The following is a 21646-nucleotide window of genomic DNA, read 5'->3' as shown; positions in this document are numbered from 1 at the left end:
CTCCAAAACTAGTTTTCACTACGATGTTTAAAAAATGGAATATCACTGTTATCGTCACTATCGTCCTGAGCGCTAGTTTCAATTTGAGAAATACTATCCTGATCTTCATCACTAAAAGTATCAAAACCCTCATAATCTTTCTTAGGCTCAGTAGGTTGGGTATTTCTTCTTTGATTGTCTTCGCTATCATTTAGTCCCCAAACACTGGTTGGATCAACCATCGTTTGCTTAGGCTGCTCAGGTTCTTGTTTTTCAGCAGCAGGCTGAACTGTTTGTGGTCGATCAACTGGTTGCTTAGGTTCTTCAGCCTTAGGAGCTTCTTCTTTTTCTTTAACTGGTTGAGCCTTAATTTGGTGGCTACGACCTGGTAATTGCTTAGAAGCAGCTTCTTCAACCTTAGAATCAATTCCAGTAGCGATTACAGTTACTACCACCTCATCGCCCAAGTTAGGATTAATTGAAGTACCGAAAATAATGTTTACATCGTCACCAGCAGCCTTAGAAACAATCTCTGAAGCATCTTGAGCCTCAAATAATGTAAGGTCAGGTCCACCAGTAATGTTAAGTAACACTTGCTTAGCACCATCAATAGAAACTTCTAATAATGGTGAAGAAATCGCCAGCTTAGTAGCTTCAACTGTTCTATTTTCACCGCTAGCACGGCCAATTCCCATTAAAGCTGCACCTTGATTTTCCATTACAGTCTTCACATCAGCAAAGTCCAAGTTTACGTAGTCAGTTGAAGTAATCAAATCAGAAATACCTTGAACACCTTGCTTCAAGACATTATCAGCTTCCTTGAAGGCATCCATCATAGGAGTCTTCTTGTCAACCATTTCAAGCAAACGATTGTTAGCTATAATAACCAAAGTATCAACATATTGCTTTAGCTGAGTAATACCTTCTGCAGCGTTTTTAGAGCGCTTAGGGCCTTCAAAACTGAATGGACGTGTAACTACGCCTACAGTTAATGCGCCCGTCTCACGCGCAATTTTTGCCACTACAGGAGCCGCACCAGTACCGGTACCGCCACCCATACCAGCAGTAATAAAGATCATATCTGCACCCTTAAGTGCATCTTCAATCGTTTGTTCACTCTCTTCTGCAGCTTTTTGTCCTACTTCAGGATGTGAACCAGCACCCAACCCACGGGTCAACTTAGGCCCTAGTTGAATCTTGTTTTCAGCTTTGTTGCTGTTCAAAGCCTGAACATCAGTGTTTGCTGCAATAAAAGAAACACCTTGTACGCCATCGTCAATCATTCGGTTAACAGCATTGCCGCCGGCACCACCAACACCAATTACTTTGATGACAGCATTCTTATTGTCGTCTGAATCGAATGTAAAATCCATTAAATTAACCACCTTTAATCAAAGAATTTCTTAAAGAAACTCTTCAAGCTATTAGTTTTTTCTTGCTTAGTATTATTTTCATCGTCTGGCGCAGATTCTGTTCTGGCAGACATTTTGCTTCTATTATAAGCTTCTTTGGCTTCACTTTCACTATTAGAAGTCGTACTTTTAGAAATCTTGGTACTTTTTGGCTGAGAAACGGGGTCTTCCACAGCGGGTTCACCAAAACCATAGATTACGCCATTAACAAGATAGTCAACTTCAGACATCTTATATGAATAGTGGACGATACCATAAGCAGCTGTATAAATCGGATTACGCATACCAATTTGATCTGGTTCATAAATTCGGGCCTTAACATTTAACCCATTAGCAGTCAGACTATCAATTCCTTGTAATAGGCTACTACCACCTGTAATCACAATACCACCTGGTTGCTTCAATGCATTATGCTTAACTAAACCTTTTCCTAAACGAGTCAAAATTTGTTCTAAGCGTGCATTAATAATTTCACTAAGATATACTTCGTCAACCATTTGCTGACTATTTGCACCAACACTATTAATAGCAAATTTATCGTTTTTTGAGGCAAATTGTGGATCCGCAAATCCATAGTCCAACTTAATTTGTTCAGCGTCCTTTTTCGAAATACTTAAAACAGCAGAGATATCATTAGTAATATCGCTTCCGCCTTCTAAATCGATGTTGGCATACTTAATTTGGCCATTTTTAATAACAGTTGCCGTACTTACGCCACCACCAAGATCGATAATTACCGAACCAAAAGTTTTTTCACTTTCATTCAATGCTACACTTGAAATTGCTAAAGGCGTTGGCACAAAGAAATTATTATGATAACCGGCTCTTTCAATAGCCTTCTTGATATTGTGCAAAGGACTAGTAGGTGCAGTTAATAAAATTCCACTAACACCCAAGGAACGTGCAATCATTTTTCTTGGATCATCAACTTCAGTTTTACCATCAATCAAAAAGCGACTCGGCAAAAATGTAATTGCTTCACGATCATCCTTAGCTGCTGAATGAATCGCAGATCTAATCGTTCTTTTTACATCATCATTATTTACTTCTTGCCCTTGTTCACCAACATTAGCAAAACCAGTTGCAGTTTCCAGTTGTAACATCCCTACCGGAATTCCTGTAACTACACTATAAATCTTGGCGTTTGTTTTTTCTGCTACACCTTTTAATGCACGACTAATTGCACTAGCAGTTTGATCAATATCTACTATTTGACCGTGTCGCATTCCTGAATTTGGCGTTGTAACTGCACCGATAACCTTACCAGAATCTGCAACAACGGCTTTTACACTTGTGGTTCCTATATCTAAACCCACTAAAAGATTTGAATTCTCCAAAATTAAGCCCCCATTAATATTTGCCTTGAAAAAATTCTAACATAAATAAACTTGCAAAACAGCTACGATATGCCATAAGCTTTCTTTTCACTAGAAGTTAATGGTCTACTAAATGCACCTATTTCTAAATCAATAAGGCTATGTTTACCAGCTTTAATTCTAATAGTATCATAATATTTTAGTTTGCTATTCAAAGTAGCAGTATTGCCAATCACTACATTACCGTCCTTCATTACTAAAATAATTTGTGAATTTCGTCTGGTATTCCCACTTAATAATTTTACATGATTTTTAAATGAATTAGGTAAACTGTTAAATAACTTTAAATCATTTTTTAATTCATCTGATTTATTATAGCCAACAAAAATAGGTTTATCTTGGTTCACTTTTGTCCAAGGTAGAGCTCTCGTACCTATTTTTCCATTATCCAAAATCTTTCGGTAAGAATCACCATCTTTTAAGTAGCCCACGGTTTTACGTTCATTAATTTGTAAAATCAATTGATTAATATGACCTAAATGAACTTGTGCACTTTGAATTTCTGGATATTTTTGGGATAATCTTTGACTCAAATCTTTTTGTTGAAACAAGTAATCAAAAACTTTATCGCTAGCCTTGATCTTGGATACCTTAACAATTTCTTTAGCAGGTAAATGCTCTGCACCAATTATTTTAACAGTACTGATATTCGCTAAAGGTGAAATATAGTATCCTAAACCAGCTATCGCCAAAACTGAAACCGTCATTATCAGACCTAGCCTACGTCGTAATGATCGTCGTCTTTCTGCCTGTAAATTTGAGAGTGAGGCAGAAATCTTGGTCTGCGATTTTCGACTATTCCTTTGTTGGTTAAATTCATGATTCAAGTACGGAGACAATTCTTTCCTTGGATCAATCTTAGTTACTGGCTTTTTGGCCATCTGCCTCACCTACCTCCTAGCGTGAAATTTCTTCCATCACCTTAATCACTTGATCAGATGCATCAGGTACGCCTAATGCCTTAGAAGCTTTGCTCATTTCAGTAGCATACTTTTCATCGAGCAAAATATGGTCAATTGAAGAGACAAAATTATTTGGATTTAAATCATCTTCTGGAATAACCAATGCTGCACCAGCTTTTTCTAAATCAAGCGCATTCTTCATTTGATGATTATGAGTTACATTAGGGCTTGGAATCAAAATAACGGGTACACCTAATGCAGTAAATTCTGCAATACTTGTTGCACCAGATCTTGAAACAACACAAGTCATTTCTGGCAATACACCTGGCATGTTTTTAATGTATGGCAAAACTTTAATATTATTACCAATATCAACATTCTTAATTTTTTCTTGTACCTTATCAAAATAAAAAGTACCTGTTGCCCAAATAATTTGATATGGCTTTTGCTTTAGCGTCATTAATGACTTAAGCATAATTCTGTTAATTGCTAATGCTCCACGGGACCCACCAAATACTAAAACAGTTGGCATTTTTGGATTTAATCCCCATGTTTTTTCAAGATCAATTTTTTCTTCGTGCAAGCTTAAAACTTGTTGTGACCGTGGATTACCTGTCTTAACTAGTTTCTTCTTTTCTGAGAATTCCTTTGCAGCATCATCAAATGTATAACAAATTTTATCCACATAATGACCCAAAAATTTATTAGCTAATCCAACCACTGAATTAGATTCATGAATCATTGTTGGAATATGCATTTTAGCTGCTTCATAAACCATAGCACCGCTAACGTAACCACCTGTACCTAAAACGACATCTGGTTTAAAGTCCCGTAAAATTTGGCGTGCGCTTTTAGTAGCTTGTAAAAATAGCTTGATAGTCTCAAAGTTTTTTAACGGATGTTTACGGTTAAAGCCTTGAATCTTAATTGTTTTAAAGTTAACACCGGCTGCTGGAACAATTTTTGATTCCAATCCTTTTTGTGTACCTACAAATAAGATTTCATCGTTTTTACTAATACCGCGTTCTTTCAAACGTTCAATAATTGCCATAATTGGGTAAATGTGACCGCCTGTACCGCCACCTGTAAAAATAACTCTCATTTTATTTAGTCTTTAATTCCTCAACAAATCTAACAAAGTAATCGCCACGTTCTTCAAATGTTCTAAATTGATCCCAAGAAGCACATGCTGGTGAGAACAATAGTACATCGCCTGGTTCAACTAATTCCCAAGCACGAGGAACGGCCTCTTGTAGTGTATTAACAATTACAATGTCCTTAATTCCTGCTTTTCTAGCTGCGTCAGCTAACAAATATCTAGTTTCACCATAAAGAACAATTGACTTAACATGTTTTTTAAATAATGGTACCAAATCATCAAAAGTGAAGCCACGGTCTAACCCACCAGCAATCAATACTTCCGGTTGCTTAAATGATGGAATAGCTACAGTTGCTGCTTCAATATTAGTTGACTTAGAATCATTATAAACCTTGCAGCCATCAAGTGTTGTTACATATTGCAAACGATGCTTAGCTCCAGTAAAGGTGCTCAATACTGCGGCGATATCATCATTATCAGCGCCCATAATTTTAGAAATTGCAATAGCGACTAAACTATTTTGCAAATTATGAATACCTGGTAATTTAATATTAGAAATCTTCATAATCTTTTCGTTTTGACTTTCAAGATATTCATCGCCAATGAAATAATCAGCATTATGATCTGTCTCAGAAAAAGTTTGCATTTTAGCTGGTGAAACTTCTTTTTCCTTAGCCAAAATATCTTTTTGATCATAATTAGCAATAAAGTAATCATTACTGTTTTGCGTTCTAGTTACATTCAACTTTGCATTGACATAATTTTCGAAAGTCTTGTGATAATCTAAGTGGACGTTGTTGTAAATATCAACAATCGCTGCAACTTTAGGATCAATATCAGTTACACCCAAAAGCTGGAAACTAGAAATTTCAACTACTAAAATATCATCCTTAGTTGCCTTAGGTACAACTTCAGAAATCGGTACGCCAATATTACCAACTGCATAAGCATGATGACCAGATTTTTGCAAATGATGGTCCAAAATTCTTTGTGTCAGCATTACCGTAGTAGTTTTTCCATTTGAACCAGTCACACAAACATAGGGAGCATCACTACAACTTAAAGCAACTTCTGGTTCAGTAATAATCGGGATATTCAACTCCTCAGCTTTTTGAACCATCGGATTTTCATAGGGAATACCTGGATTTTTAACTAAATAATCAAAATGTTCTTTTTCAAGCAAATCAACTGGATGATGACCGCCAATTACGCGTACGCCGCGACTTTTCAATTCTTGTGCCTTAGCATTTTTCTCCAAATCAGCTTTATCATTTAAAGTTAAATTTGCTCCTAATTGCAAAAGGAGTTCGCTAACAGCAAAACCACTTTTACCCAAGCCTAGAACCAAAATGTTTTTATTATTATAAGTTTTAATATCCTTCATTTTATGATTATCCCCAAATTACTAAATACAAAATACTGCCAATTAATCCAACTAACCAGAAGACAATATCTACTTTCCATTCTGACCAACCCAACATTTCAAAGTGGTGATGGATAGGTGTCATCTTAAAAATACGCTTACCCGTAGTTTGGAAAGAAATTACTTGTAAAATTACACTAGCAGTTTCACAAACAAAAACAATCCCAACTAACAATAATGACCAGGGACGGTTAAGCATAATACTGATTGTTGCTAAACCGCCACCTAAAGCAAGTGAGCCAGCATCACCCATGAAAATTTTAGCCGGCTTATGGTTAAAAATAAAGAAGGCAATTAAACCACCAATTACACTCATACAAAAGGCCAAAATAGCAAAATTCTTTTGTTTGAATGCGATATAGGCATATGTACCATATGCTACAACTGATAAACCTGTTGCTAAACCATCAAGACCATCGGACAAGTTAACAGCATTTGAAAAACCAACCAGCCAAAAAATAATAAATGCCACAAATAAAACTAAGCTATGGACAACCCCAGCAAAAGGAATATATAACCCAAATTGAAAATGATCACTTGTAGCAATCAAGACAATTAAAATTGCAATTATAATCTGTAATGCTAATTTTTGCCATGCACGCAAGCCTAAATTACGTTTGAAGTAAAGCTTAATACCATCATCAAGGAAACCGATAATACCGTAGCCTAAGAGACTGATTACCAAAATCCAAACAACTTTATTCAAGCTGTGCTGCATAGCAGCTACCCAAATAACAGAAATAACTGCTGCAATTACAAAAACGGTCCCACCCATTGTAGGTGTGCCAGACTTTTTTTGATGCCATTTAGGACCTTCATCACGAATTTCTTGTCCTTCGTGATGTGACCGCATAAATTTAATCAACAATGGAATAAAGATCACTGTCAAAACCAGTGAACTAACTAGGGCAATACAACTTGCCAACATCATATTCATTCTGAGTTACTCCTTTAACTTAATGTTTAATTTTCTTCCAGCTTTTAATTCTGTTCCTTTAGCCACGCTTTGACTCGCAACAGTGCCGGTACCTTTTATGCTTAACTTAATATCTGTCAAACTAGCAAATTGGTGTAAATCACTATAAGTCCATCCCGTCATATCAGGACAAATGATTTTTCCTGAAGTATTGACAAAAATCTTAGACCCAGACTCTAACTTTTCGCCACTCTTAACTCCTTGATTGCTAATCCGATCACCGCTACCAATTTTAACCAAATTAAGTCCTAATTGCTTAGTTTGACTTTCAGCTTGTGCAACGGTTTTAGCTTTTAAGTTTGGTACTTTTACAGTAGTTGATACATCATCATTTTTAGCAATCGAAATGATTCTCTGCATCATCGGTTTGAAAATTGAAGCCAAAATCTTTTCAGCTCCGCCTCCAATTAAGTGTGGTTGCTTAATTGTCAAATAAATACAGTAACGTGGTTTACTTGCTGGATAAATACCAACAACAGAGAAAATATAATTACTATCACCCTTTAGATAACCTCCACCTTTAGGGTTAGCAATCTGCGCAGTCCCCGTCTTAACAGCAATATCGGCGTTTCCCATCTTATAAGCAGAACCAGTTCCTGATTGCTTATTAAGTACCTTTCTCATGTTAGCCACAATTACTTTTCTGGTTTTAGCACTATATACTGGAGTACCAACCTTTTTAATCTGATAGCCTTGAATTGTATTGCCATCAGAGTCAGTAATTTTATTAACCAACTGTGGCTTTACCATTTGACCATTATTAGCCAAAGAACTATAAGCTTGCATCATTTGCATTACATTCACAGTAATGCCTTGACCAAAAGCAGTAATTGCTTGGTCAACTGGTGTTTTAAACGAAATCATCCCCGGCTGCTCACCTGGAAGACTGACTCCCGTCTTTTCACCAATTCTGAACTTCTTCAAGTACTTCTTCCAAGTCTTAGCACCCATCTTTTGTTCTAACTTAACAAAACCAGTGTTACTTGAACGTTCAAAAGCTTGAGAAAATGGAATTGTGCCCCAACCTGAAGTCAGCCAGTCATGGATAGTCGAACCAGCAATATTAACAGAACCAGACCGGTAATACTCATTAGGGTTGTAATTGCCACTGTTGACTACTGCAGCGAATGACAAAATCTTGAAAACTGATCCTGGTTCATAAGTATCTTGCACCAAGATATCCCGATACGACTTAGTTAATCCCTTCATAGTTTGAGGATTAAAAGTAGGGCGTTGAGAAGCTGCCAAAATTTTCCCAGTCTTCATGTCTTCAACTGTAGCAGTAATTGATGTTGGTCGGTAAGTTTTCTGTACTTCACTTAAGCGAGTCTCAAGCAAACTCTGCAACTGAGAATCTAGTGTTAAATACAAGTTGTTTCCATTTTTAGCAGGCTTATAAACCTGATTACTATTTGGAAGCTGATATTCAGATGCATCTACCGAAGAAATCCGGTAACCATCTGTCCCAGTCAAAGTCTTATTGAAATAGGCTTCAATTCCCATAGTTCCGACTAAGTTTTGTGCATTAGTCTTTTTATTCCAAATTGGTTGAGCCAATCCAATAGTATGTGATGCAAAAACACCATTGGGATACAATCTAGATGGTGTTTCCAAGAACTTAATTCCTGGTAATTTCATTGCTTCAATCTTTTTCCTTTGTCGCAATGTCAGTCCACTACCACCTGTCCCAAATTGTACCTGAAAGACCTTCTTTTTTGGGGTTAAATATTGGTAAATTTTTTCCGCAGACAATGGTAAAACCTGTGCCAGCTTTTCAGCTGTCTTGGTTTTATTCACTACATACTCAGGTTTATTCTTATAGTTGATCGAAGTCTTATCTAAAATCGCATAAACCGTATACAAATGCGAATCTTCCGCAATTGTTAATCCATTTCGATCATAGATAGTCCCTCGCGTGGCCTTAATTACCTGATTGCGCTTATAAAGCTGCTTGGTACGCTGTGATAAATTTTGACCATTAACTGTCTTGGATATTCCGATATATAAAAATCTAGCCGTAAATACAAGAAAAACCAAAGCCACGGCCATTTGGAGAAATCTCCCCACCGTAAAGCGGTAGCCGTGGGCTTTGGATTTTTGTAATTTTAAATTACTGTTTTTTTTCATTAACGAATCGTCCTAATATTTTTGTTAATTAGAGTTAATCCTTTTTCACGTGCAATTTTATTTAAACGTGAAGTAGAGGTCAACTCCCCAATCTCTTGACGTAAATCGGTAATCTTATTCTGTTCCTTAGCAACTGTTTGTTGAGTTCTAGTCAAATCATGTTGAGCCGAAGTTGCAGAAATACTAGAAGAAACTAGAAAGATCATCATGCCCAACGTAATGACGCTTCCAATAATCATCAAAGCTTTTTCTATGCCACTATAAGGAACTTTACGCGGATCAAGGATAATTCGTTGTCGTCTTTGCGAACCATTTCTACTACTTGGTTCATATTCAATTTTTCTTGCTGAGCTATCAGCCATAACATTTTCCTCTTTATAACTTCTCTGCAACCCGTAGTTTTGCACTGTGTGAGCGGTTGTTGTTCTCTAACTCAGAAGTAGAGGCTACAATTGGTTTGTGATTTACCAAACGTAGCGTTGGCTTCATACCGTCCGGTATAAATGGCATTCCTCTTGGCACCTCAACTTCTGAATACCTCTTAAAAATCCTTTTAACGATCTTGTCTTCATGAGACTGAAACGTAATTACACTGATTCGACCACCTGGACGCAATATCTTAATTGCTTCCTCTAGCGAAGCTTGTAAAACATCAAGTTCGTGATTAACAGCGACCCGCAAAGCTTGAAAACTCTTCTTTGCCGGGTGCCCTCCAGTCCTTCGTGCATACGCAGGAATCGCATCTTTAATCACATCAACTAATTCAAAAGTTGTTGCAATTGGCTTTTCCCGTCGTCTTTCTACGATTCTGTGAGCAATTTGACGAGAAAACTTTTCATCGCCATATTGATACAAAATATCTGCCAGTTCTTTTTGACTTAAAGTATTAACTAACTGATAAGCATCTAAGTCCTGACTTTGATCCATCCTCATATCTAATCGCGCATCATAACGATATGAAAAACCGCGATCTGCTTGATCAAATTGAGGGGAAGATACACCTAGGTCATAGTAAATGCCATCTATTCCATCTGAGTAACCCAGTTTTACCAGGTCCTTTTCCAGATTACTAAAGTTGTCATGTACCAATTCTAACCTTGGCTCACTATCCGGTTGTAATAAATTCGCAAAGTTCAACTTCGCCGATTTTATCGCATATTCATCTTGGTCAAAACCTACAAGCGTACCGGTGTCAATTTTGCTGAGCAAATATCTAGCGTGTCCACCACCGCCAAAAGTTGCATCTACATAAAGACCACCGTTTTTTGGTTTCAAATTGTCGATAGTTTCGTGTAAGAGTACACTGGTGTGTTTGAATTTCATATTTTTTATAGTTCAATGTCGTCCAAATTTTCAGCAATATCATCATAGTCTTCGTTAGCTTCTTCTTCAAAACTAGTCCAACGTTCTTTTGACCAAATTTCAATTCGATCAGAGACACCAATGATGACACATTCTTTAATGAGTTTGGCATGCATTTTCAACGTTGTTGTCAGATTAACGCGACCTTGCTTATCAAACTCACATTCCATCGCACCAGAGTAGAATAAACGCATAAATTTACGTGTATTCCTCTTAGTCAACGGAAGTTTTGCTAATTTAGCTTCAATCTTCGACCACTCCTTCATCGAGTAGCCAAAAATGCAGCCTTCCATTCCTCGCGTGAATATCATCTTGTCGCCAATCTGATCGCGAAGTTTCGCTGGTATAATCAGGCGACCCTTGCTATCAAGATTGTGGTGATATTCACCCATGAACATGGTCTAGCCCCCTTCCACTAAATAATTTACCACAATTCCCCACTCTCTACCACATTCATAAGAAAAAAATACAGATTTTTAAATTTCTTTTTTATTGTGATTTTTCAAAATAAAAAAAGTCACAAAATGTTGAAATTTTGCGACTTAAGCATATACAAATAATTTTATTTTATAACACTAGCATCAATAAAAGTCCGATATACCAGAAAACAGTACAAGCAGTCAAATAATCCCATAATTTTCTAACTGTTTTTCCTAAAGAAATATTTTTATTTCTAATCGCATCGTTCAGCGACACAACAATCACTAATACAAAATAACATAAAAAACCATAAGGTAAAAAAGAAGGTTTATTCATATGTAAAGTAATTAATCCACAAGCTGAAAGAAAGAAAAATGGCATAACATCGTACCCTCTAAACTGTGCTTTAGGGAAAATTTTATTGATAAAAAAAGCAACTACTAAGCCAATAATTGGAATTAGGAAAATATAAAGCATAAGCATTCCTCCATTCTTTTTATTCTAAACTATAATTGATTTGAAAAAAACCGTTAATAAGCATAAAATATTGTTCAAATAGGAGGGCTGTTTATGGCACGAAAAAAGAAAAAGAAATCAGGTTTTCAAAAATTAACTATTGCAATGGCTTGGATCATGGCAATTATTACTTTAGCAGCTGTTATTGCTCAAGCTGCTATCTCACTTCAAAGTTTTTAAGGATTAAAAAGACGCGAAAGAAAAAATCTTCCGCGTCTTTTTTAAACTCGATAAGCGTTTAAATCAATTAAGAATGGATAATCCTGAGCTAAATTGCCCCAAATCCAATACAAGAGAAAAAAGAAGACAACTGCCCAACCTAAACTGACTAAAATGCTCATTAATAATACGTGTGCTGATGCAGCACTAATACCCACCATATTAAAAATGAGCCAACTATACGCAACAAAAACTGCAGTTCCTAATAAAACGACAATTAATCTAGCCCATAACATTTCCGGTAAAAAACGAGCTGTTTTTTGACAGATCCAGCAAGTTGCAGGTAGGAAAACTGTATAAACACCGATAATGCCATAAAAATAGATATCAGCAACAATTCCTGCACCTAATGCTAACCAAATTTCATTATCATTAGTATCATCAAACAGACCAATCAACATTACACTGATTGGCAAAATGACGCTTGACGCTGCAAAGTTGTCATAAGTCATAAACTGATGTAAGTAAAGTGCACATACACCGTCTACTACCAATGCAATAAATAAGCCAATTGCCAAAACCCATTTTCGAAACGTAGACATTAATTAGCCACCTGTCTTTCAATTACAGTTACAACAGATGGATCACTAATATCACCTGCTGGTTTAATTCTAATCTGATCAGATAGACCAAATGAATCACGAGTTGTCGTAGTAACTGTCCCAATTAACAAGCCTTTTGGTGAGTTACCGCCCATACCACTAGTATAAACTCTCGTGCCGGCCTTCAGTTTGCGACCATCAACCACCTGTGTAAAGGCAAGATAATTATTGGAAGTAACTGTAATAATACCATGTACTGTTTTTCCATTCGCAGCATCCGCTTGAACAGAGAAGCGATTAGCCGACTCATCAGTAGTAGTAAGTAATTCCACCTTGGAAGAAGCAGCATTTGCTTCTACAATTCGACCAATAACACCGCCATCGCACATGACAGCCATATTCTTTTTAATTCCAGCTGAACTTCCTTTATTAATCACTAATAAATCTGACCATGTATCAGGCGACCGAGAAATAACAGAGGCGTTGACCATGGTATAGCCACTTAACGTATCTTTTAATTTCAATGCAGACTTCAATTGCCTATTTTCTTTTTCAAGAGCTGAATTACGAGCCTTCGTCTGGCCTAAATTAGTAACTTCTCGCTTTAGATGATTGTTTTCTTCTTGCGTATTTAAAATATCATGAACACTATTTAATCCGCCTGACACGAGCCCTACTGGTACATCAACAATTCTAGTACCTAAAGCAACGACATCGTTACCCAAGCTTTGAATCAGTAAAGGTGTATTGCGCCTATTGCGCAAGCTAACACTCCCACCCAAAACGGCTAAAATAACAACTATTATAATAAATGCTGATAATAACTTTTTATTTTGCAGAAATTTTTTCATTAAGAATTGATCCTATAGAAAAACCGGCAACAGCCGGCTTTTTTATTATTTGCGACTTCTACGCATTACTTCAATATTCTTGAGTGATTCACCAGTACCAATTGCTACACAATCAAGTGGATCTTGAGCAATAAACACAGGAACCTTAGTTGCTTCAGAAATAACTTCTGGCAAATTCTTCAAAAGTGCACCACCACCAGTTAAAACAATACCATGATCAATAACATCGGCAGCAATTTCTGGTGAAGTTTGTTCCAAAGTCTCCTTAATAGCTACGATAATGTCTTGAACTACATCTTGAATAGCCTTGGCAACATCAACTGCTTCAATATCAACAGATTTTGGTAAACCAGTTACTAAATCACGACCACGAATATTCATTGATTCAATTTCTTTAGCCTTTTCAACTGAAGCTGAACCAATTTGAATTTTAATGTCTTCTGCAGTTCTTTCACCGATTAATAAGTTAAAGTTTGAGTGAACATAGTTAATAATCGCATTATTAAACTTATCACCGGCTTGACGAATTGAAGTTGATGAAACGATTCCACCTAATGAAATTGTAGCAACATCAGTAGTACCACCACCGATATCAACAACCATTGAACCAGTAGGGTCCATAACTGGCAAGCCAGCACCAATTGCAGCTGCGAACGGTTCTTCAATTACAAATGCTTCACGCGCACCTGCAACTCTAGCTGCATCAATTACAGCACGTTTTTCAACTTCAGTAACACCTGAAGGAACACATACCATTACTGATGGCTTAGAATTACCAACAGTTTTTTCCATAAAGTACTTAAGCATTGCTGCTGTAGTATCATAATCAGCAATCACACCATCCTTCATTGGACGGATAGCTACAATGCTGCCTGGTGTTCTACCAATCATTTCTTTTGCTTCTGAACCAACGGCGATTACTTCGCCTGTTTGTGTATTCTTTGCTACTACTGAAGGTTCTCTAAGAACAATGCCTTTACCTTCCATATAAACAAGTGTATTGGCTGTACCTAAATCGATACCAATATTCTTTGTACCTAATCCAAACACAAAAATCTCTCCTTAACTGTTGCGGTCTCTAAATCTTGAATAATTATAGCATACTATAACTTTAAAGGCGCCTTTCACACAAATTTTAAAGAACTTTAAAACAATTTTTCTCACGCAAACTTAAATATTGACCTTCTCCCACGATAAAATGGTCTAAGAAATCAATTTTCATCATTTTTGCAGCTTGACGTAAACTTTCAGTTAATTCCAAGTCACTTGCAGATGGCGTTAATTTACCACTAGGATGATTATGAGCAATAAAAATTCCAGAGCAGCCATAAATAACTGCCCACCGAAAAATTTCCCGCGGATGAGCAATTGATCTATTCAAAGTCCCTTGAAATAGTTTCTTCTCAGCAATAATGTGGTTGCTATTGTCAATATACAATGCCCACAATTCTTCCTGCTTGTGCCCTATCAGCTTATCAGCTAAATACGTACCTACTTCAATGCTAGATGTCAAAATTGTCTTTCTCTTAGGTGAAGCGCAGCGCAAACGATCTAGTACTGCCTCAGCCGTAATAGCAAGTTCATCCGAGCATTCTGAACTGGTAATAAACTTTAATAGATCATTAAACGAATTTAACCCTGCGTTTTTCAGAAAAACATTTAAGTCCTGCAACGTATGAATTCCTTTATTTTCTAGTTGTTCAAATAATTGTGTCAATAGCTCTAAATCTGTTTTGACAAAGTAATGATTTGGTTTTCTTTTTAACATAAAATCCCCCTCATTACTTATTACGCAAAAAAGAGCTAAATTTTTTTCAGAAATTCAAAAAAGTTTTGACAAATCATCGTTGCATTCTGCTTATCTTTAACAGATGGTGCTTTCAAATCTGGTACCATCACACATTTTAACCCTGCATTAGCAGCTGCTTGAACACCGGTTGATGAATCTTCAAAAACTAAAATATTTTCTTTAGGTAAATTCATTTTCTTAGCTGCTTCTAGATAAATATCTGGTGCCGGCTTAGCCTTAATGTGACCTCTTTGTACATCAAGATAACTAAGATGAAAATCAAAATAATTTCTGATTCCAGTCGCCCACATAGCATGCTGAACTACATTTTCATAATTACTTGAAGCAATCGCCATCTTCAAACCACGCTTTTCAAATTCGTCTAATGCTTCTTGAACACCAGGTTGCAGCTTTAACTTTCCCTCATCAGTCCATTGCCACACCAAGTCATCAGTTCGCTTAATAAAACGATCACGGTCTGCTTCAGTTTTAAAATATTTATGATAAAAATCCTGCATCTCTTTAACTGTAGCACCAGTTAACTTGAGATAAGCATCCCGCGGCGTACCCAAATTCTCTTCTTCTGCCGCCTGAATATTAGCATCCCAATACAGCTTCTCTGAATTAACTAGCAAACCGTCCATATCAAAGATAATGCCTTGAATATCATCATCTAGCCCTTGTACGCGCATCACGTTTTCCTTTCCAATTTAAAATAGCACTAACCAAATAAAAGGATCCACTAACAATTAAAATATCATTAGCTCCCAAGTGATCTCGCAGCTGAGTAAAAGCAGCTCGATAATCTTTTTCATAATTATATCTTTTTTGTACATCAATTGGAAAATCATCTTTTTTAGCTACTCGCGGATAAGATAAAGTTGTCAGTAAAACTTCATCTTTATCATCAAACAAGCTAAACACCTGCTCAAGATCCTTATCTTTCATCATAGTCACTAAAGCATAAAGCTTGCCATGCTTTTGCTGGGTCATACGATGAACGACTGCCAGCAAATTACTCATTGCCTGAATATTATGTGCTCCATCTAAAATGATTAGCGGATTTTCTCGTAAAATTTGATAGCGCCCTGGAATAATCGTTTGATTAATCGCTGTTTCAACTTCTTCATTTGATAAAGGCAGTTTCAACAAAAAGAACGCCTGGCAGGCAACGGCAATATCATAGGCTTCAACTTGTGGTCGTAAAGCAAAAACTAGCTTTCTTTTGTGATCTTGATAAACAATTTGATTATCAAGTAAAACACTAAAGTCTCGTCCTAATTGATAAACTATCGCATGTTCTTCTTCGGCTTTACTTTTCAAAATTGGCCAAACAACTTCTGGCACGTTACCTAAAACTACTGGTCTTTTTGCCTTAATAATGCCGCTTTTCTCACGTGCAATATCCTGAATTGTAGGTCCAATAATTTTTTCATGATCGAGACCAATTGTAGTAATAACACTTACTTCTGGCATAATTACATTAGTCTTGTCATGTTCTCCACCAATTCCTACCTCGATAACAGCATAATCACACTTTTTTTGAGCAAAATAGACGAAAGCCAGTGCGACTTCATATTCAAAGGTTACTAACGAAAAAGTTGAGTCCTGCTGCTGCAATTTCTCATAAGTACCCTGCACAATATTAGCTGTTTTAACTAAATCCTGATCACTAATATTTTGATTATTTAACTGTATTCTCTCATTAAATTCATAGACATACGGTGAGACAAAAAGGCCAGTCTTTTGACCAGCCTTTTTTAGTAGGTTTGATAAATAGTATGAAGTTGAACCTTTACCATTAGTGCCCGTAATGTGAATCGTTTTAACTAGATCTTGAGGATTGCCTAATTCCAACAATAACCGCTTAATAAAAGACAAATTATTTTTAGGATGTAAATGAGGCAAAGCATATAAGTAATCGATTACTTCTTGAGCTTTAGTAAATTTCAATTATTTACTCTCTTTCAAATCTTGAATTCTTTCACGAACACCGGCTAATTGACTTTCGTAGTCAGCCTTCTTTTCCTTTTCCTTGTTGACAACAGCTTCTGGAGCGTGATCAACAAAGCCTTTGTTAGCCAGCTTCTTTTCACAACGAGCAACTTCGTCTTCAAGACGCTTTTCTTCTTTTTCCATCTTTTCTAGCTCATCGTCAACATTAACAAGTTCAGTTAATGGAACAAAAATTTGTGCGCCTGGAATTACAGCGGTCTTAGCTAATTTTGGTGCTTCAACTTCACTAGCTACAGTCAATTCCTTTGGATGCAAGAAGTTTTCAACATAATCAGCATTTTCGTCCAAAACGCGCTTGTTAGCTTCATCGTCTAATTGAATCATGATGTCGATTTGACTTGACATTGGTGCATTAACTTCCATGCGGATGTTACGTACTGCTTTAATAGTTTCAATTAAGAAGGCCATGTCTTGATCTGCTTGCTTGTTTTCAAATTCCTTGTGAGTAGTTGGATATTCAGCAACCATAACTGACTTACCTTCATGTGGCATTGAAAGCCATAATTTTTCAGTTACAAATGGCATAATTGGGTGAAGCAAACGCAAGATTTGGTCAAGAATCCAAATTAAGTTTTCTTGCTTTCTTGCCTTTAATTCTTCATCGTCACCATTCAAAGCAACCTTAGAAATTTCAATATACCAGTCACAGAAGTCATTCCAAATAAAGTTGTAAGCTTCACGACCAGCTTCACCGAATTGATATTCATCAAACAAGCGAGTTACTTCACTAACAGTATGATTCAAGCGATCGAAAATCCAACGATCTGATAAGTCAAACTTAGAAGCATCTGGCATATGAGCTGGTTTAGCATCTGCTGGCAAGTTCATGATTACAAAACGACTTGCATTCCAAATCTTGTTAATGAAGTTCCAAGCAGCAGATAATTTCTTAGGATCATAACGAGTATCTTGACCAGGAGCAGTACCATTAAGCAAGAACCAACGAAGGGCGTCGGCACCGTATTTATCAACTACATCCATTGGGTCAACACCGTTACCAAGTGATTTACTCATCTTGCGACCTTGTTCATCACGCATTAAACCGTGTAAAACAACATCATTAAATGGACGCTTGCCGGTGAAATGTAAACTTTGGAACATCATTCTTGATACCCAGAAGAAGATAATATCGTAACCAGTTACCAAGGCATTAGTTGGGAAGTAGCGCTTAAAGTCTTCTGCATTAGTATCAGGCCAACCTAAAGTTGAAAATGGCCATAATGCACTTGAGAACCAAGTATCAAGTACGTCTGGATCTTGTTCCCAGTTTTCAATGTCCTTAGGTGCTTCTTCACCTACATAAGTTTCACCAGTTTTCTTATTGTACCAAGCTGGAATTCGGTGCCCCCACCACAATTGACGTGAAATACACCAATCATGAACATCTTCCATCCAGTGATCAAGAGTTTGTTCAAATCGTTCTGGAACAAAGTTTACTTTGCCGTCAGTCTTTTGATTTTCCAAAACCTTGTCAGCAAGTGGCTTCATCTTAACGAACCATTGCTTAGAAAGGCGTGGTTCAACTTGAACACCTGAACGTTCTGAGTGACCTACTGAGTGAACGATTGGTTCAATCTTAATCAAGTAGCCTTCTTCTTTAAGATCTTTAACTAAGGCTTCACGACAGTCGAAACGATCCATACCAGCATACTTGCCACATTCTTCGTTCATCGTACCGTCATCGTTCATCACGTTGATTCTCTTCAAATTATGACGATTACCTACTTGGAAGTCATTAGGGTCGTGAGCTGGAGTAATTTTAACTAAACCAGTACCAAATTCTGGGTCAACATGTTGATCCTCAATAATTGGAATATGGCGGCCAACTAATGGCAAGATCAATTCTTTGCCAACAATATCCTTGTAGCGCTTATCACCAGGTGCTACCGCAACGGCAGTATCACCAAACATGGTTTCAGGACGAGTAGTAGCAATTTCTACATAACCTGAACCATCTGCAAATGGATACTTAATATGGTAAAAGGCACCCTTATCATCTTTGTGAATAACTTCGATATCACTTAAAGCGGTTTGAAGTGCTGGATCCCAGTTGATGATGTATTCACCACGATAAATTAAGCCTTCATTGTAAAGCTGAACAAAAACCTTTTTAACAGCTTTAGAAAGACCCTTGTCTAAAGTAAATCTCTCTCTTGAATAATCAAGTGAAAGACCCATCTTAGCCCATTGACCTTTGATGATTGATGCGTATTCATCTTTCCAATCCCAAACCTGTTTAACAAAAGCTTCACGTCCCATTTGGTGACGGTCTTTGCCTTGTTTACGCAATTTTGCTTCGACCTTAGCTTGGGTAGCAATACCAGCATGGTCCATCCCAGGAAGGTAAAGAGTATCATAGCCTTGCATCCGCTTAAAACGAATTAAAGTATCTTGAATTGCAGTATCCCAAGCGTGACCCAAGTGCAACTTACCAGTTACATTTGGTGGTGGAATAACAATTGAATATGGGTGAGCTTTTTTGTTACCTGATGGCTTAAATAAATCTTCATCAAGCCAGGTTTGATATCTACCTTTTTCAACCTCGTTTGGGTTGTATTTAGGTGCTAAATCTGTCATAAAATTCCTCCAATAAAAAAGTCCTAGACATATTGTCTAGGACGATCAGTTAAACCGCGGTACCACCTACGTTAAGCATGTATCAAACATGCTTCTCTTGAAGACGATAACGGCGTATACCGGATTAACCTACTTTTTATTTTCAATTAATCAGCTAATCAAGCTACTAGTCAACCTTCGGCCTCTCAGCTGTCTGGCTTTTCTCTGTTAATAAAGTCGACCCCTCTTGATTCTTGCTTTGGTTATGATTATAGCATGAACTTCACTCAGAAAAAAGGGTTAGGAATTAGTCGTAATTAAGTTAGCCATATGTCTTTATTCTTTTAATAAATCAGCAATACATTTTTCCGATGAATGATATTGCTTATATTGTTTTAACACGTTGATTAAATCATCATAGTGACTATTCCAAAAATAATAATTTTCATCATAAGATTTCACACTCTTAAGATCGTGATAATACTGCTTAACAAAATCACTAGGCTTCACTTTACTTTTATAGTTATTTGTATATCGCTGATAGTCTTGATGATAAAGAATGTCTAGAATTTCAATCTCAGGTCTAGTACGAAGTTCTACTACTTCGGATACTTTCTTTTTATACACTTCTGGAAGATTAAACTTTTCGGTTTTGGAATCAAGTATCCTATAAATTTTAACCTTTCTACTTCTAAACCCTTTATTCAAAAATTCTTTAGCAAACTTTTTAGCATTTCGTGCTCTAATTACTTCACCTTCAAGAAGATCATCCTCGTTGAATTTTAGTGCATCGTGTTCCAATAGAACTTCCATAATTGCTCGTTCAGTATGACCTTCTACAATAATAGCGATTAGATCTGTAGAGTTACTCATCCATTTTAACCGCCTTTTCTGTAGCCTTCTTTAAAGCCATGTAGGCATCATAATCTGGAGCTGTCCCACCTAAATAATCTGATTCAAAAACATCGGCTTTATTTAGATCGCTTCTTACATCAGCAGTTGAATATCTTTGAAGCTGAATCTTGCCTTCTCTCTTAGTAATATATTCTTCATCAGTTCTTTCAATTTTATCCAAAATTTCAGTATAGTGCGTACTAAATACCAAAGTAGCTCTATTTATGTTGATTTTAGGATTAGTAAAATACTCAATAAAAGAATCTACAATAGCGTGATTAAAGTGATTCTCCAACTCATCAATAAAGATGATGCCACCAACGGAAAGTGCATTAATTACCTCGCCATAAAGAGTTATCCCTTTAGCTGTACCAGAAGACAAGTATTTTGCAATCGTTGTAAAATCATTTTCTGCAATCTCTGTATCTTTCCCTTTAAACTTCAGCTTAAACAATTGTTTAGTAGCACCAGAGCCCTCAGGCTTGTTTTCAATTTTAAGATATTCAATTGTTGGATCTAAAAAGTTTAAAATTTCTCCAGGCACATTGCCAGAACCATACATCAATGCATTAAAGTCAGTAAAGAACAAAGTATCAAATGGTATTTGAGGATAATACTTATTTTTCGAAATAATCGCTCTAAAAATCGAATCATCAGACGACAAAATTGAAGAAGCTAGGTCGCCTAATTCTTTTCTGTCTAATTCTGGTTTTATATTTTTGAAATCAAATAATTTTTTCTTTGAAAGATTAACAGTTACCTTTTTTCGATATACCGTTTCAGACTCAATATGCCAGCTTTTACTTAAAGTTTTCTTTAACTTGAAAACTAAACTATCCTTATAAACTACATGATCAGTTCCATAAAAATAAGTTGTAACACTAATAGGCTCATTTCCTATTAGCACATCCGTTAGCTTAGTTTGATCAATTGACTTTCCCATCACAACTGTTTGAAGAATTCCTATCAAGAGTTTCATGATCGTAGTCTTTCCAGTAGCATTAGTCCCTACTAGAGTGATTAAATTATTCACCCATAAACTGCCGAGCAAATGAGTTAATCGATCAGAGGTATTAGAAGTAACCCTTGCATCACTGACCAGTGAAAATTCAAGATCATCCTCAAATAGCGGATGATTTTGAATTTCTAATTTTAAAAAGTATAATTTATTTTTATTCATAATTATT

At 36.5% G+C, this 21646-nt stretch carries 21 protein-coding genes; 1 reads left to right on the top strand and 20 read right to left on the bottom strand.

Translation table 11 applies throughout. The annotated features are described in order from the left end of the window. Positions 1-8: 8 nt before the first annotated feature. From ftsZ to CP363_RS01435, 11 genes are all read right to left on the bottom strand, one after another. Complete coding sequence (gene ftsZ, locus CP363_RS01485) at positions 9-1352, bottom strand: cell division protein FtsZ (RefSeq protein WP_098035725.1); 1344 nt, start codon at positions 1350-1352, stop codon at positions 9-11. 14 nt (positions 1353-1366) lie between these two features. After that, positions 1367-2728: a cell division protein FtsA gene (gene ftsA / locus CP363_RS01480; RefSeq protein WP_013086157.1), complete on the bottom strand. Its 1362-nt coding sequence runs from the start codon at positions 2726-2728 to the stop codon at positions 1367-1369. A 62-nt stretch (positions 2729-2790) separates the two neighbouring features. Beyond that, positions 2791-3648 carry a cell division protein FtsQ/DivIB gene (locus CP363_RS01475; RefSeq protein WP_089143176.1) on the bottom strand — a complete coding sequence of 286 codons (858 nt, stop codon included), beginning with the start codon at positions 3646-3648 and terminating at the stop codon, positions 2791-2793. Positions 3649-3664: 16 nt separating this feature from the next. Beyond that, positions 3665-4771 carry an undecaprenyldiphospho-muramoylpentapeptide beta-N-acetylglucosaminyltransferase gene (murG, locus tag CP363_RS01470; protein WP_089146700.1) on the bottom strand — a complete coding sequence of 369 codons (1107 nt, stop codon included), beginning with the start codon at positions 4769-4771 and terminating at the stop codon, positions 3665-3667. A 1-nt stretch (position 4772) separates the two neighbouring features. Next, positions 4773-6152, bottom strand: coding sequence for a UDP-N-acetylmuramoyl-L-alanine--D-glutamate ligase (gene murD, locus CP363_RS01465; RefSeq protein ID WP_089143175.1), 1380 nt, complete (start codon positions 6150-6152; stop codon positions 4773-4775). Positions 6153-6159: 7 nt separating this feature from the next. Beyond that, positions 6160-7128, bottom strand: coding sequence for a phospho-N-acetylmuramoyl-pentapeptide-transferase (mraY, locus tag CP363_RS01460; protein ID WP_013086153.1), 969 nt, complete (start codon positions 7126-7128; stop codon positions 6160-6162). 6 nt (positions 7129-7134) lie between these two features. Further along, a complete protein-coding gene (locus tag CP363_RS01455; RefSeq protein WP_089146699.1) occupies positions 7135-9294 on the bottom strand; it encodes a penicillin-binding transpeptidase domain-containing protein in 2160 nt (719 codons plus the stop codon). Next, positions 9294-9656 carry a cell division protein FtsL gene (gene ftsL, locus CP363_RS01450; RefSeq protein ID WP_023488118.1) on the bottom strand — a complete coding sequence of 121 codons (363 nt, stop codon included), beginning with the start codon at positions 9654-9656 and terminating at the stop codon, positions 9294-9296. The genes CP363_RS01455 and ftsL overlap by 1 nt, the downstream gene beginning before the upstream one ends. Before the next feature lie 13 nt (positions 9657-9669). Then, entirely contained in the window at positions 9670-10617 is a 948-nt protein-coding gene (gene rsmH / locus CP363_RS01445; protein ID WP_065990439.1) for a 16S rRNA (cytosine(1402)-N(4))-methyltransferase RsmH, read from the bottom strand. A gap of 5 nt (positions 10618-10622) precedes the next feature. Beyond that, the gene (gene mraZ / locus CP363_RS01440; protein ID WP_065990441.1) at positions 10623-11054 is read right to left on the bottom strand and encodes a division/cell wall cluster transcriptional repressor MraZ; all 432 of its coding nucleotides are present in this window, start codon (positions 11052-11054) and stop codon (positions 10623-10625) included. Between the two features lie 169 nt (positions 11055-11223). Then, a complete protein-coding gene (locus CP363_RS01435; protein WP_005718832.1) occupies positions 11224-11553 on the bottom strand; it encodes a DUF3397 domain-containing protein in 330 nt (109 codons plus the stop codon). A gap of 93 nt (positions 11554-11646) precedes the next feature. Here CP363_RS01435 and CP363_RS01430 point away from each other — a divergent pair, with 93 nt between their 5' ends. Further along, a complete protein-coding gene (locus CP363_RS01430; RefSeq protein WP_005718831.1) occupies positions 11647-11772 on the top strand; it encodes a DUF4044 domain-containing protein in 126 nt (41 codons plus the stop codon). Positions 11773-11813: 41 nt separating this feature from the next. On the opposite strand, the gene mreD is transcribed toward CP363_RS01430, so the two are convergent. From mreD to CP363_RS01385, 9 genes are all read right to left on the bottom strand, one after another. Further along, positions 11814-12353 (bottom strand): rod shape-determining protein MreD, encoded by a 540-nt coding sequence (gene mreD, locus CP363_RS01425; RefSeq protein ID WP_013086150.1) that lies wholly within the window; start codon positions 12351-12353, stop codon positions 11814-11816. After that, positions 12353-13204, bottom strand: coding sequence for a rod shape-determining protein MreC (mreC, locus tag CP363_RS01420; protein ID WP_013086149.1), 852 nt, complete (start codon positions 13202-13204; stop codon positions 12353-12355). The genes mreD and mreC overlap by 1 nt, the downstream gene beginning before the upstream one ends. Before the next feature lie 45 nt (positions 13205-13249). After that, entirely contained in the window at positions 13250-14254 is a 1005-nt protein-coding gene (locus CP363_RS01415; protein ID WP_013086148.1) for a rod shape-determining protein, read from the bottom strand. A gap of 85 nt (positions 14255-14339) precedes the next feature. Continuing rightward, the gene (locus tag CP363_RS01410) at positions 14340-14972 is read right to left on the bottom strand and encodes a RadC family protein (RefSeq protein WP_013086147.1); all 633 of its coding nucleotides are present in this window, start codon (positions 14970-14972) and stop codon (positions 14340-14342) included. A gap of 35 nt (positions 14973-15007) precedes the next feature. Then, a complete protein-coding gene (locus tag CP363_RS01405) occupies positions 15008-15685 on the bottom strand; it encodes an HAD family phosphatase (RefSeq protein WP_023488111.1) in 678 nt (225 codons plus the stop codon). After that, positions 15663-16946, bottom strand: coding sequence for a folylpolyglutamate synthase/dihydrofolate synthase family protein (locus CP363_RS01400; protein WP_005718820.1), 1284 nt, complete (start codon positions 16944-16946; stop codon positions 15663-15665). Before CP363_RS01400 ends, CP363_RS01405 begins: the two co-directional genes overlap by 23 nt. After that, entirely contained in the window at positions 16947-19586 is a 2640-nt protein-coding gene (locus CP363_RS01395; RefSeq protein WP_089146698.1) for a valine--tRNA ligase, read from the bottom strand. A 315-nt stretch (positions 19587-19901) separates the two neighbouring features. Further along, the gene (locus CP363_RS01390; protein ID WP_089143170.1) at positions 19902-20438 is read right to left on the bottom strand and encodes an N-6 DNA methylase; all 537 of its coding nucleotides are present in this window, start codon (positions 20436-20438) and stop codon (positions 19902-19904) included. Further along, positions 20431-21639 carry an ATP/GTP-binding protein gene (locus tag CP363_RS01385; protein WP_098035724.1) on the bottom strand — a complete coding sequence of 403 codons (1209 nt, stop codon included), beginning with the start codon at positions 21637-21639 and terminating at the stop codon, positions 20431-20433. Before CP363_RS01385 ends, CP363_RS01390 begins: the two co-directional genes overlap by 8 nt. Between the last annotated feature and the right edge of the window lie 7 nt (positions 21640-21646).

This window comes from Lactobacillus sp. UMNPBX12 (genome assembly GCF_002553955.1).
Classification (GTDB): Bacteria; Bacillota; Bacilli; order Lactobacillales; family Lactobacillaceae; genus Lactobacillus; species Lactobacillus crispatus.
This window is presented reverse-complemented; position numbering and strand designations above follow the sequence as displayed.